The sequence below is a fragment of the Variovorax sp. 278MFTsu5.1 genome (genome assembly GCF_048305045.1).
In the GTDB taxonomy this organism is placed as follows: domain Bacteria; phylum Pseudomonadota; class Gammaproteobacteria; order Burkholderiales; family Burkholderiaceae_C; genus Variovorax; species Variovorax guangxiensis.
In genome coordinates, this window is record NZ_CP157622.1 from 5,688,307 (window position 1) to 5,700,893 (window position 12,587).

14 protein-coding genes and 1 tRNA gene are annotated in these 12,587 nt (G+C 67.1%); 3 read left to right on the top strand and 12 right to left on the bottom strand.

Annotated elements, in window-relative coordinates; translation table 11 throughout:
* Nucleotides 1–4: 4 nt before the first annotated feature.
* Both ABL844_RS26385 and ABL844_RS26390 read right to left on the bottom strand, forming a co-directional pair.
* Nucleotides 5–1,243: a styrene monooxygenase/indole monooxygenase family protein gene (locus ABL844_RS26385; RefSeq protein WP_418129560.1), complete on the bottom strand. Its 1,239-nt coding sequence runs from the start codon at nt 1,241–1,243 to the stop codon at nt 5–7.
* A 26-nt stretch (nt 1,244–1,269) separates the two neighbouring features.
* Nucleotides 1,270–2,061, bottom strand: coding sequence for an SDR family oxidoreductase (locus tag ABL844_RS26390; RefSeq protein WP_184642248.1), 792 nt, complete (start codon nt 2,059–2,061; stop codon nt 1,270–1,272).
* 214 nt (nt 2,062–2,275) lie between these two features.
* On the opposite strand from ABL844_RS26390, the gene ABL844_RS26395 reads away from it, so the two are divergent.
* On the top strand, nt 2,276–3,286 hold the full coding sequence (locus ABL844_RS26395; protein ID WP_184642249.1) for an AraC family transcriptional regulator: 1,011 nt from the start codon (nt 2,276–2,278) through the stop codon (nt 3,284–3,286).
* Between the two features lie 22 nt (nt 3,287–3,308).
* On the opposite strand, the gene ABL844_RS26400 is transcribed toward ABL844_RS26395, so the two are convergent.
* The 10 genes from ABL844_RS26400 to ABL844_RS26445 all read right to left on the bottom strand — a co-directional run bounded on the left by ABL844_RS26400 (nt 3,309) and on the right by ABL844_RS26445 (nt 10,887).
* Nucleotides 3,309–3,668 carry a hypothetical protein gene (locus tag ABL844_RS26400; protein ID WP_019656468.1) on the bottom strand — a complete coding sequence of 120 codons (360 nt, stop codon included), beginning with the start codon at nt 3,666–3,668 and terminating at the stop codon, nt 3,309–3,311.
* A gap of 91 nt (nt 3,669–3,759) precedes the next feature.
* The gene (locus ABL844_RS26405; RefSeq protein ID WP_126025016.1) at nt 3,760–4,143 is read right to left on the bottom strand and encodes a roadblock/LC7 domain-containing protein; all 384 of its coding nucleotides are present in this window, start codon (nt 4,141–4,143) and stop codon (nt 3,760–3,762) included.
* Nucleotides 4,144–4,220: 77 nt separating this feature from the next.
* Nucleotides 4,221–4,739, bottom strand: a complete 519-nt coding sequence (locus tag ABL844_RS26410) for a GTP-binding protein (protein ID WP_126025017.1) — start codon at nt 4,737–4,739, stop codon at nt 4,221–4,223.
* Between the two features lie 5 nt (nt 4,740–4,744).
* Nucleotides 4,745–5,533 (bottom strand): hypothetical protein, encoded by a 789-nt coding sequence (locus ABL844_RS26415; protein ID WP_418129561.1) that lies wholly within the window; start codon nt 5,531–5,533, stop codon nt 4,745–4,747.
* Between the two features lie 648 nt (nt 5,534–6,181).
* A tRNA-Ser gene (locus tag ABL844_RS26420) sits at nt 6,182–6,269 on the bottom strand.
* A 32-nt stretch (nt 6,270–6,301) separates the two neighbouring features.
* Nucleotides 6,302–7,564: a radical SAM family heme chaperone HemW gene (hemW, locus tag ABL844_RS26425; protein ID WP_418129562.1), complete on the bottom strand. Its 1,263-nt coding sequence runs from the start codon at nt 7,562–7,564 to the stop codon at nt 6,302–6,304.
* Between the two features lie 14 nt (nt 7,565–7,578).
* On the bottom strand, nt 7,579–8,178 hold the full coding sequence (gene rdgB, locus ABL844_RS26430) for an RdgB/HAM1 family non-canonical purine NTP pyrophosphatase (RefSeq protein ID WP_126025046.1): 600 nt from the start codon (nt 8,176–8,178) through the stop codon (nt 7,579–7,581).
* 19 nt (nt 8,179–8,197) lie between these two features.
* Complete coding sequence (gene rph / locus ABL844_RS26435) at nt 8,198–8,929, bottom strand: ribonuclease PH (protein WP_418129563.1); 732 nt, start codon at nt 8,927–8,929, stop codon at nt 8,198–8,200.
* Between the two features lie 40 nt (nt 8,930–8,969).
* A complete protein-coding gene (locus ABL844_RS26440) occupies nt 8,970–9,875 on the bottom strand; it encodes a PP2C family protein-serine/threonine phosphatase (RefSeq protein WP_126025048.1) in 906 nt (301 codons plus the stop codon).
* A 4-nt stretch (nt 9,876–9,879) separates the two neighbouring features.
* Nucleotides 9,880–10,887: a serine/threonine protein kinase gene (locus tag ABL844_RS26445; RefSeq protein ID WP_126025049.1), complete on the bottom strand. Its 1,008-nt coding sequence runs from the start codon at nt 10,885–10,887 to the stop codon at nt 9,880–9,882.
* 91 nt (nt 10,888–10,978) lie between these two features.
* On the opposite strand from ABL844_RS26445, the gene ABL844_RS26450 reads away from it, so the two are divergent.
* Together ABL844_RS26450 and gmk are read left to right on the top strand one after the other, a co-directional pair.
* Complete coding sequence (locus ABL844_RS26450) at nt 10,979–11,902, top strand: YicC/YloC family endoribonuclease (RefSeq protein ID WP_126025050.1); 924 nt, start codon at nt 10,979–10,981, stop codon at nt 11,900–11,902.
* A 20-nt stretch (nt 11,903–11,922) separates the two neighbouring features.
* Nucleotides 11,923–12,543, top strand: a complete 621-nt coding sequence (gene gmk, locus ABL844_RS26455) for a guanylate kinase (RefSeq protein ID WP_093209718.1) — start codon at nt 11,923–11,925, stop codon at nt 12,541–12,543.
* Nucleotides 12,544–12,587 lie beyond the last annotated feature (44 nt).

Below are 12,587 nucleotides of genomic sequence, written 5' to 3' on the forward strand. Positions count from 1 at the left end.
CAGGCTATGCGACGGCGGCGCAGGTGTCGATGAAGCGCTGCGCCTCGGTCGGGTCCGCGAACCAAGGGAAGTAGGTGCGCGGATCGTCGAAGCCGTTGGCGAATGCGCTGGCCAGCGGCGGCATCGCACCGGCCGCGCCGAGCAGGTTGAGCACGTGCGGCGGCGGCGGTGCCAGCAGCATGTTGGTCCACTGCGAGACCCATTGCGCGTAGCCGAACCAGTAGCGGTCGAAGGTCTGCTGCATCCAGGCCGCGTCGGCCGGGCCGTCGCCGCGCGCGAGGATGCTCTTGAGATAGGTGTCGGCGCACTTGGCCGCGTTGTTCGAGCCCTGCCCCGTGATCGGATCGTTGAGCACCACCACGTCGGCCAGGCCCAGGATCTTGCGCCCCGATGGCAGCGTTGCCACCGGTTTGCGCACCGTGGGCGCGAAGCGGCCCGCGAGGATGCCGTTGTCGTCGGTCAGCTCGATGTCGTGACAGCGCTCGGCTTCCCACGGCGTGAAGGTGTCGAGGATCCACTTGCTGCGCGCCAGATGTTCCTCGGGCGTCTTCACGTCGGCCCAGCAGTCCATCGGGCCGCCGGGCACGCCTTCGAACACCATGATCTCGCACGGGCCCGTGGTCGTCAGTGCCGGGAACACGAAGTACTCGCCCACGCCGGGAATCAGGTTGAAGCACACGGCCGAGTGCGGCTCACGCGGCTTCATGCCTTTCACGTAGGTCAGTGCCAGTGCACGCTGCGGCTTGTCGTAGGTGGATTTGTGGGCGTCGCGCTCGAAGAGCTTGGAGATTTCGCCCTTGCCGCTGGCCACCAGCGTGAGGTCGTGCGTCTGCGTGCAGGTCTCGAGCTCGTCGATGCCCGCATCCTTGAAGACGAGCTCGCCGCCCTTCTTCCGGAATTCGTCCATCCACGCCGGAATCTTCACGCGCTGGTCGACCGACTGCGCGCTCGAATTCAGCCGCGCCACCCAGTCGATGGCCTTGGCGCCCTTCTGCTCGGGATGCGGCACGGCCAGGCCGATGCCGTCCACCGTGGGGCACACGCTGCCCCAGTGGTCGAGCCCCAGGTCGCGCTCGATCTGCAGCGAGGTGTGGAACATGCACTGGCTCGACATGACCTTGCCCTGGCGGATGTCCTCGCCCGTGCGGTTGCTGAACATCGTGACCTCGTAGCCCGCGGCAAGCAGGCCCAGCCCCAGTTGCAGGCCCGACTGGCCTGCGCCGACGATTGCGATTCGCTTCATTGCCTTGCTCCTTGCTTGGTTGCTTGCTAGTCCATCAACTTGGGAATGGCCGGCACGGCCTGCTCGGGGCCCATGGCGGAGTAACCGCCGTCCACCGCGTAGTCGGCGCCGGTCACGAAGCTCGCGTGGTCGGAGCACAGGAACAGCACCACCTGCGCCACCTCGTCCGGGTCACCGACGCGGCCCAGCAGGTGGAAGGGCGCGGCCACGCGGTCGGTCTTGGCGCGGTCGCCATTCGTGAGCTGGTTCATCACGGCCGACCAGGTCCAGCCCGGCGACACGCTGTTCACGCGGATGCGGTCGGGCGCGAGGTCCATCGCCATGTTGCGCGTGAGCTGCGCCATCGCGGCCTTGCTCACCGGATAGAGCCAGCGGCCCGTCTGCGCCACGCTCGAGGAGATGCTCGTGAAGTTGACCACCGCTCCGCCACCGGCCGCCACCATGTGCGGATGCACGGCCTGCAGCATCGCCACCGCGCTGGCCACGTTCACGTTGAACGAGGTGAGCCAGTCGGCGCGGGGCGACTTGAAGCCGTCGTCCACGTAGGAGCACGCCAGGTTGACGAGAAAGTGCACGCCGCCGTGCCGCTCGGCCGCCTCAGCCACGCAGGCCTTCACCTGCGCGTCGTCCGTGATGTCGGTGCGCACGAAGCGCACGCCGGTGCCCAGCGAATCGGCCAGGGCCTGGCCGTTGCCGGCGTCGATGTCGGCGATGACGACCTTCACGCCCGCCGCATGCAGTGCGCGCACCACGCCCGCGCCTATCAGTGTGGAGCCACCGGTGACGATGGCGCTCTTGCCTTCGAGTCCCTTGAACATGACGCTTGCTCTCCTCGGTTGATCGGGCAGGCCCGGCTGGTGCCTGTGGGAGCGAACGTTAGGGGCAAGGGTTGCCAGGACGAGTCCCGCAAACGCAGGCGCTGTCCCTGGCGCGCAGATTTCTGGAGAGACGGCTCTCGCGGGCCCCCGAGGGGAGGCCCGAATTGTGGGTGGGATGGTTTTTGCTACGGTGCCCTGGCCCTGTACTCGCCCCATGGAAACCCTCACGACCCCACCGTTGCCGTTGCAGCGCTACCGGCTTTTCGAGAGCCACGACGTGGACGAGGCTCGTGAAAGCGTGGCCCGCATCTTCTGTCCGCACGGCCTCGTCATGCTCAGGCCGCGCACCACGCTGGACGCCTGCCACCACAGCGCGCGGCTGCACCGGGACGTGAGCCTCAACTACGTGCAGTACGGCCCCGGCGTGCAGATCGACCCGGGCTACCTGCAGGATTTCTTCCTGTTGCAGATTCCGTTGCGCGGCGGCGCCGAAATCCGCTGCGGCGCGCAGCAGATCGACGCCACGCCCCGCCTCGCATCGCTGCCCTCGCCCACCGAGCCGCTGTCGATGCGCTGGGCCGACGGCAGCCCGCACCTCATCGTGCGGCTGGCCCGTTCGGCGCTGCATTCGCGGCTGGAGTCGCTGCTGCAGGCGCCCCTCGGACTGCCGCTGGTGTTCGACCTCGGCGTGCCGCTGGACAGCCCCACGCTCGCGCCGCTGGTGCATTTCATCGACTACCTGCGGCTCACGCTCGACGCCGGCAACGGGCTGGAGGCCGGCGGCCCGCTGGCCGAGCATGCGGAGGCGTACCTGATCTCCAGCCTGCTGATGTCTGCCGGGCACAACCACTCGAAGGCCCTCGCCGGGGACAACCAGCGGCGCCTGCTGCCGCGCGTGGTCAGAAAGGCGCAGGAATACATGTCGGCGCATGCGGACCAGCCCCTGTCGCTCGCCGACGTCTGCCGCGAGGTCGGCTGCAGCGCACGCGCCCTGCAGCTGGCGTTTCGCCAGCATGCGGGTCAGGGGCCGATGGAGTTCCTGCGCGAGACGAGGCTCGACAGGGTGCGCACCGAGTTGCAGCGCACATCGGGCGGCGCCGCCGGAGCCGGCGTGCGCGAGGTGGCGCAGAAGTACGGCTTTCTCCACCTGGGGCACTTCGCGGCGCAGTACCGCGCGCGCTTCGGGGAGCGGCCCTCGGAGACGCGGGCTCCGCGCCCCTGCTGACCGCGCGCCCCCTGGGCGTGGATCAGACCGCCAGCGTCTGCTCCACGTCCTGCGTCTTGCGGCGCGCGAGCGCGAGGTTCGACTTCGACTTGTCGAGCACCAGGTAGATGAACAGGCCTTCGTGCTTCTGCAGCGGGCGGATGATGTGGTACTGGCGCCCGAGGGTGATCAGGATGTCCTCGATCACGTCGTTCAGGCCCAGTGCACGCATCGTCTTGTGCTTGGCGCGCACCACTTCGGTATTGCCGGCGGCGGCGACTTCCAGGTCGACGCCCGAACCGATCTGCCCAAGGATCATGCCGCTGCCCGAATCGACCAGCGCCGCGCACAGCGCACCGTCGATCGTCATGAGTTCGTCCATGGATTGCTTGATGTTTGCCATCGGAGTCTTTCGTAGGTAGTCCATCGCCCTGATGATCGGCCGCCACCCGGGCGAATGATGAGCGGCGGCCGCTTGTGAAAAGGCTGGGTGCTCAGGCTCGCTGCAGCGCGAGCGTGGCCTGCTTGGAGAAGTACAGCGCCTGGCCGATGACGGCGTCCTTGCCCGTCACCACGCTCACGATCAAACCCGCTTCCTCGTGGCGGGCCTGCAGCATCAGGATGTGGCCCAGCGCGGTTTCGATGGCGACGTTCTCGCACTGGCCGAGGCCGCTCTCCTCGCCCGCCACCGCGCCGAGCGCGGCCAGCGAGCTCGCGATGGCCGACATGCGCGCGACCTGCGCGGTGTTCTCGGCGCGCGCGGCGAGCTCCATGCCGTCCTCGGTGGCGATCACCACGGCCTTCACGCCCTTGATCTCGCGCATGAGCGTGTCCACGACGGTCTCGGCGGCGTCCTTGATGCGGGGTGCGATGTTCATGTGGGTGGGGTCCGGCGTTGCGGCAGGAAGGGAAGAAAAGGGAAGAACAGGAAAAAAGAAAGCAGTCCGGTGCTCGCTCAGGCTTCGAGCTGGATCAGCAGCAGATCGAGCAACTGCACCACCTGCTGCGGATCGGTCACGTTGGCGGGCAGCACGGGGCACAGCACGCCCTTGTCCTGCATGCGCTGGGCGTAGGCCTCCAGCCCGGGCTCGGGGTGCGTCTCCATGCGGCCCACCGCGACCACGCAGGCGGTCTTCTCGATGAGTTCGGCGAAGCCATCGAGATACACCTCGAGATCGGCCAGCGGATCGGGACGGCTGTTGTCGACCAGGACCACGAGGCCCAGCGCGCCGCGCGCGAGGATGCGCCACATGAAGTCGAAGCGCATCTGCCCGGGCGTGCCGTACAGGCGCAGCTTCTCGCCGTTGTCGAGCGTGAGCTCGCCGTAGTCCAGGCCGACGGTGGTGGTGGCCTTGGCGACCGAGGCGTCGTTGTTGCGCACCTCGGTGCGCACCGGTGGAATCTCGCTCACCGCGGCGATGGCGGTGGTCTTGCCCGCACCCATGGTGCCGGTGAAAAGAATCTTGTGCTCCACGCTGTTCAGGCCCTCGGTCCGGATGACAGCAGCCCCAGGCGGCTGCGGATGCGCGCGAGCAGGCCCGGCTCCACGGCGGCTCGCGGCGCGGGAGGCGCTGGAGGTGCGGCGTGAGGCGCCTCGTTGCCGGTTGCGATGTGCGAATCGGGCCAGATCGACTCGGGCGCGCGGCTGTTGACGAAGCCGGTGGCCCCATGGCCACCACCACTGCTCGCGACGAAGCCCGCGCGTTCGAGCGCGGAGATGAAATCCGCGCACTCCTGCGCGCTGGCGTTCGAGCGCTGCTGCAGCGCCTGCAGCGAGGCCGGGCGACTCGCGAGCAGCGTGGCGAGCTTCATGCGCATGGTGGTGTCGAGCAGCGTCGACGAAGGCCAGCGCAGCAGCCGGTATTCCTCGCTGCGCGCGGCCTGCTCGTTGCGGCTGCGCGAAGCCGCGGCCAGCCCGAGTTCGCGGGCATGGACCACCATCGCGCCGAGGCGGTTGAGCATGGCCTCGAGCGCATCTGCATGCAGCGGCAGGCGCAGGAACGGGCCGCGCGAGGGGGGTGTGTCGCCGATGGTCAGCAACGGCACCGGGCGGTCGGCCGGGTCTACTTCAGGCGGCGCCGCAGCGAGCTTGTCGCCCACCACGCGGAGGTCGGCGTCCTCGACCTGCCAGGCCCAGTGCTGATGGGTGCGATGGTCCAGCAGCCGGACCAGGGACTTGAAGAGCAGTTCGTCGCGGGCCGGCAGGCCCTCGACGCTGAAGCTCAACAGCGGCCGGCGGGCACGCGAGGCGGCGACCGGCGTGTTCATGGACAGCCCCGGGACAGGCATGCGACGACCGAGGCTGATCGCACCAAATTGGGGCTTTCTTGCGGCTTGAACTGCAATTCCGGAGCTCCCCATGATGAACATTCACAGGGAGACGCGACGTCTGCCCTGGACTGAATGCCTAAGTGTTATGAGAATGTTTCTGGGAAAATATAACATTCGTTGCAAATAAAAACACTAGATTACAGAACCCGACTGCGGCCTACGGGAATCGGTGGGGAAGAGAGGGTGTGATGAGAGGGCGACGGGATGCTCCCTCCGCGCGCAAGAGTCAGGACGCCGCATCGATGCGGGAGCCTCGAAGCCAGCGACCGAGGGCGTCCGCATTGCCATGAGGACGAGCAAAAGGACGGCTGCGAGCTTTTCTCGACGACTCCGCAGTTCACGACCAGCGGGCTGTCGGTGGCCCTGATCTACGACGACGGCCAGTAGAATCGGCTGAACGAACAAGATCGTCGCCGACCAGAAACAGCGCAACCTGATTCGGCGCCGCTGACGTCTCGCAACATGAAGCGCTCGGTCTGGAGGAGCGCGAAGACAGATGCCTCTTGCGGTGAAAAGACATCTGCCAATGAAAAGTCCCGTCGCAGAGGCTGCGCGGGACTTTCAAAAACTGCCAGGGATTGATTCTGGCGGAGAGTGTGAGATTCGAACTCACGGACGCTTTCACGTCGGCAGTTTTCAAGACTGCTGGTTTAAACCACTCACCCAACTCTCCGGAGCCGGCGATTTTATGCCGACCGTGGCGCCCTACTCCTCGTCGGGCAGGAACATGGCCTGCAGGTCGCTCAGGAAGTCGAGGCCGCGCTCGGTCGGCCATACGCGGAACAGGTCTCGGGCAATGAGGCCCTTGCGCTCGGCCTCTTCGAGGCCGCGCTGGATCGACGTCATCGCCAGCCCGGTGCGTTCGCTGAACTGCGGCAGCGTGAAGCCCTGCTTCAGCCGCAGCGCGTTCAGCATGAATTCGAACGGCAGGTCTGCCAGCGCCACTTCGTCGCTCTGCGACACGGCGGCGCCGGCGCGTGCGTTATCCATATACAGGCGCGGTTCGCGAAAACGCACCTGCCGCACGATGCGGTGCGCGAAGCTCAGCTTGCTGTGTGCGCCGGCGCCGATGCCGAGGTAGTCGCCGAACTGCCAGTAGTTGAGGTTGTGCGCGCACTGGTGCCCCTCGCGTGCATAGGCCGAGATCTCGTAGCGCGACATGCCGCTGGCAATGGTGCGCTCGGTGATGCGGTCGAGCATGGCGTAGGCGATGTCGTCCTCGGGCAGGGCCGGCGGGAACTTGGCGAACCAGGTGTTGGGCTCGATGGTCAGGTGGTAGACCGAGATGTGCGGCGGAGCGAGCGCCAGCGCCTGCGAGAGGTCGGCCTCGAGGCCTTCCAGGGTCTGGCCCGGCAGGGCGTACATCAGGTCGAGGTTGAAGGTGTCGAAGGTGCTCGCTGCCTCTTCGAGGGCGGCAATGGCCTGCGCGCGGTCGTGCACGCGGCCCAGCGCCTTCAGGTGCTCGTCGTTGAAGCTCTGCACGCCCACCGACAGGCGCGTGACGCCGGCCGAGCGGTACGCGCGAAAGCGGTTGCGCTCGAAGGTGCCGGGGTTGGCTTCGAGCGTGATCTCGCAATCGGGCGTGAGCTTCAGGCGTGCGCGCACGTCGCTCAGCAGGCGGTCGATGGCCTGCGGCGAGAACAGGCTGGGCGTGCCGCCGCCGATGAAGATGGTGTGGACGCTGCGGCCCCAGATGAGCGGCAAGGCGGCATCGAGGTCCGCCACCAGCGCGTCGATGTAGGCGGCTTCGGGAATGCCGTCGATGTCGGCCTCGCTGGCGGCGCGCCATTCGTGCGAATTGAAGTCGCAGTACGGGCACTTGCGCAGGCACCACGGCAGGTGGATGTACAGCGACAGCGGCGGCAGCGCGCTGAGCTGCAGCGGGCCGGGGCGCATCCAGTGCAGGACGTCGTTGGCGTGCTGCGCGCCGGCGGGCTGCGCCGGCTGAATCGGGAAGGTGGTAGCCATGTATCGACCGCCGGTCAGAACCAGCGCTCGCGCATCAGCACCAGCATGGCCTGTGCCGCGCGGCCGCGGTGGCTGTTGGCGTTCTTCACCTCGGGCGTCAGCTGCGCGAAGGTCTTGCCGAAGGACGGCAGGTACATGACGGGGTCGAAGCCGAAGCCGTTGTCGCCGATGGGCGCGGGAGCGATCTCGCCGACCACGCGGCCCACGGCGATGAGCGGCTCGGGGTCGTCGTGGCTGCGCAGCGCGACCAGCGTGCTGACGAGCGCGGCGCGGCGGTTGGCGACGCCGTCGAGCTGCTCGAGCAGGGCCTTCACGTTGTTGGCGTCGCCCTTGGCGTAGCCGAACTGCGTGGCGTAGTAGGCGGTGTCGACGCCCGGCAGGCCGCCGAAGGCATCGACGCACAGGCCGGCGTCGTCGGCGATGGCCGGCAGGCCGGTGGCGGCGCTGGCATGGCGCGCCTTGGTCAGCGCGTTCTCGACGAAGGTACGGAAGGGTTCTTCAGCCTCGCTCACCCCCAGCGCCGACTGCGGCACGAGGGTGACGGCGAGCTCCGCGAACAGTTGCTGGAGTTCGGCGAGCTTGCCCGCGTTGTTGGAAGCCAGAACCAGTTTCATGAATTCGCCAGTGGATGCGTCAGTTGGAAAGCAGTGCCTGCTTCTGCAGTTCCACGAGTTCGCCGATGCCCTTCTCGGCCAGGCCGAGCAGGATGTTCATTTCTTCGCGCGTGAAGGCCACGCCTTCGGCCGTGCCCTGCACTTCGACGAAATGGCCGGCGCCCGTCATGACGACGTTCATGTCGGTGTCGCAGGCCGAGTCTTCGGTGTATTCCAGGTCGAGCAGCGGCGTACCGCCGACGATGCCGACCGAGATGGCCGCCACGTGCCCCTTGATGGGCGATGCGGCAACGGCGCCCGAGGCGAGCAGCTTGTTGACGGCGTCCTGCGCGGCGACGAAGGCGCCGGTGATGGCCGCGGTGCGCGTGCCGCCGTCGGCCTGCAGCACGTCGCAGTCGAGGTGGATGGTGCGTTCGCCGAGCGCGGCGAGATCGAACACGGCGCGCATCGAGCGGCCGATGAGACGCTGGATTTCCTGCGTGCGGCCGGTCTGCTTGCCCTTGGCGGCCTCGCGGCTGCTGCGGGTGTGGGTGGCGCGCGGCAGCATGCCGTATTCGGCCGTGACCCAGCCTTCGCCGCTGCCCTTCTTGTGCGGCGGCACTTTTTCCTCGACGGAGGCGGTGCACAGCACGCGGGTCTGGCCGAACTCGATGAGCACGGAGCCTTCGGCGTGGATGGTGAAACCGCGGGTGATGCGCACCGGGCGCAGCTGGTCGGCGGCGCGGCCGCCGCTTCGTGTGAAAGCAGTCATTGTTCGGGAACCGGAAAAGAAAAAAGAAAGAAGGCCGCGCTCAGGTCTTGCGCGCCGCCGATCTGCGGATGGCTTCGTTGATCTCGGCGATGGAGCGCTCGATGGCGTCCTCGTCGAGGTCGTCGATCTCGTTGTCCGAGGGCATGCCGGCCTGGATGGTCGAGGCGAAGACGCCGTCCTCGATGGTCTCGGTGGAAACGCCGCTGCGGTCGTCCGCGCTGTCGGGCATTTCCCATTCGAGCGCGATGAGCGTGACGTTGTCGCTGTGGGAGCCGCCCTTGCGCAGGGCCATCTCGGCGAGGTCGGGGGCAGCGTCGGACACGGGCTTGCCGGAGGAAAGCGTGTGCACGATGAGTTCGTCGTCCAGCACGCCCCAGACGCCGTCCGAGCACAGCATGATGCGGTCGCCGCGCTGCAGCTGCAGCGGCGCCGAAACGTCGAAGAGCGGCGTGGTCGGCGAGCCCAGGCAGGTCAGCAGCAGGTTGCGGTTGACGGGCATGTCGGAGCCGTGCGGCTTCGGGCGTTCGGCGTGCGAATGGTCGCGCGTGCGCACCAGCAGGCGGCCGTCGCGCACGACGTACAGGCGCGAATCGCCGCAGTGCATCCAGGTGGCGGCGTTGTTCTGGAGCACGGCCGCCACGACGGTGGTGCGCGGCGTGTCGAGCATGGCCTTGTGGCTCGCGTAGCGCATGATCTGCTGATGCGCGGCCATGGCCGATTCGGCGAGGAAGGATTTCACGTCCTTCACCATCGGGCGGGCCTCGCGCTGGTAGAGCGCTGCAATGGTCTGCAGCGCGAGCTGCGCCGCCACTTCGCCTTCCGGGTGGCCTCCCATGCCGTCGGCCAGCACGAACAACCCCGATTCCCGCGTGTAGCAATAGCCCATGCGGTCTTCGTTCTTGAGACGCCCGCCCTTGCGGCTGACCTGGAAGACGGAGAATTTCATGATGTCATGCAGGGCGCGTGGTCGGCGCGGCAGCCTTGGGCAGGGCCTTCTTGTCGAAGGAGCGGATGTTGTCGATCGACAGGCGCACTTTCTCGCCCACCGTGAGCTTGGTGTAGCGGCGCTCGCCCTCGCGGCTGAGCTCCTTCTGCAGCGCGAAGACCGACTGCGGGCGCGACAGCGGGTCGAGCGACATGCACCACTCGACCACCTCGATCAGGTTGTCGGAGTAGACGCCGCGCAGCCGCGAGAGCGACAGGCTGAGGCGGTCTTTTTCGATGCGCCGAGGCGCGTCGTTGGGCGGATAGCCCTGCATGCAGGCGTAGATGCAGGCGCCGATGGCGTAGATGTCGGTCCAGGGGCCCATGGACGAATCGCGCCGGTACATCTCGGGGGCGGCGAAGCCTGGTGTGTACATCGGGCGGATGAAGATGCCTTCCTTGCTGAGCACTTCGCGCGCGGCGCCGAAGTCGATGAGCACGGCGCGGTCGTCGTCGGTGACGAAGATGTTGGCCGGCTTGATGTCCAGGTGCAGCATCTTGTACTGGTGGACGATGCGCAGGCCGCGCAGGATCTCGTCGAAGAGCGAACGGATGGTCGACTCGCGGAACACCTTCTGCTTCTTCAGGTCGCGCGCCGTGACCACGAAATCCTGCAGGGTCGCGCCCTCCAGGTAATTCATGACCATGTAGACGGTCTCGTTCTCGCGGAAGAAATTGAGCACGCTGACCACCGACGCGTGCGAGATCTGCGCCAGCGAGCGCCCTTCCTCGAAGAAGCTCTTCAGGCCCAGCCGGTACAGCGACAGTTTCTCCGGCGGCACCTGTGGCGCAAGCTCGCCCGGACCCCGCGTGGCCAGCGACGACGGCAGATACTCCTTGATGGCCACCTGCTGGCCGCTGGAATCGATGGCGAGGTAGACGACCCCGAAACCGCCCGCGGAAAGCCGGCGTACAACGCGGTAACCACCAATGACCGTATCGGGCGGCAGGGGCGTAGGCTTGACCTTTGACATAATCCGGGAGTTTCGCCCGAAGGCGATGGTGCGGCAAGCGAACGCCGTGCCGGCGCCTCGGAGCATGCAAGCAAAACCACAGTGAGGCGCAATGCCAGTTTACAGCATGACCGGCTACGCCAGCGGCCAGAACGGGCCCGCAGGCAGCCACTCCGAAGCCGAAGCACGGCCTTCCGCCGCGGGCCGGCTCGGGGTTGAAATCCGCTCGGTCAACAGCCGCTTCCTCGATCTCACCTTCAAGCTGCCGGAAGAACTCCGCCAGCACGAAACCGCCCTGCGCGAACTGCTCACGGCCAAGCTCAAGCGCGGCAAGGTCGAAGTGCGCGCCGCCATCGAAAGCACCTCTTCCTCGGGCGTGGTCGAACCCTCCGTCAAGCTGCTGCAGCGGCTCAATGGCGTGCAGGACAGCATCAAGGCATGGCTGCCGGGCGCACGCGAACTCAGCGTGGCCGACGTGCTGCGCCTGGCCGGCGGCGACAGCGCCACGCGCGGCGATTGGGGCCCCGACCTGCTCGACGTGACAGGCAAGGCGCTCGAAGGCCTGATCTCGGCCCGCCAGCGCGAAGGCGCCCGGCTGGCCAAGATGCTCGAAGCCCACCTCGCGCAACTGCGCACCCTGGTGCAGCAGGCCGGTCCGCTGGTTCCGCAGCTGGTCGAACAGCAACGCACCCGGTTCCTGGAGCGCTGGCAGGAAGCCATGGGCCTGAGCGCCGGAACGGGCGGCACGCCGCCCGAGGCTGCTCAAGACCGTGCACTGACCGAAGCGACCGCGTTCGCCATCCGCATCGACGTGGCGGAAGAGCTCACCCGGCTGAACTCGCATCTCGACGAAATCGAGCGCCTGCTCAAGAAGGGCGGCGAGATCGGCAAGCGCCTCGACTTCCTGATCCAGGAGCTGCACCGCGAGGCCAACACCCTGGGCTCGAAGTCTGCGGCGCTGGAACTCACGCGCATCGGCGTGGACATGAAGGTCCTGATCGAGCAGATGCGCGAGCAGGTCCAGAACATCGAATGACGACGAAGACGAGCGAGAGAATGGACTACCCCGGCAATATCTTCGTGGTGGCGGCGCCCAGCGGCGCGGGCAAGTCGAGCCTGGTGAAGGCGCTGATGGAACTCGATTCGGCGGTGCAGCCTTCGGTGTCGCACACGACCCGGTCTCCGCGCGGGCAGGAAAAGCACGGCCGCGAATACTTTTTTGCCTCGCCGACGGAGTTCGACGCCATGATCGCGGCCGACGGCTTCGTGGAATGGGCCCATGTGCACGGCCACCGCTACGGCACCTCGAAGAAGGCCGTCGAGGACCGCATCGCCCAGGGGGCCGACGTGATCCTGGAAATCGACTTTCAGGGCGCGTTGCAGATCCGCAAGACCTTCGCCAATGCGGTCATGATCTTCATCCTGCCGCCCAGCTGGGAAGAACTGCGCTCCCGGCTCGAACGGCGCGGGGAAGACAGCGCCTCGGTCATCGAATTGCGCCTGAAGAACGCCGCCGAAGAGATGGCCCAGGCCGGGCAATTCGACTTCGTTATAATCAACGAGTTATTTGAGCGGGCACTTTTCGATCTCAAGGCGATCGTCCACGCTCAGCGGCTTCGGTATTCCGCACAACGCCGAGCGCGTGCCGACACCTTCGCCGCACTGAACATCCCCTGATTTCCGAGCCCGCCGCTCACCAGACCGACCGAAAGATTCTCATC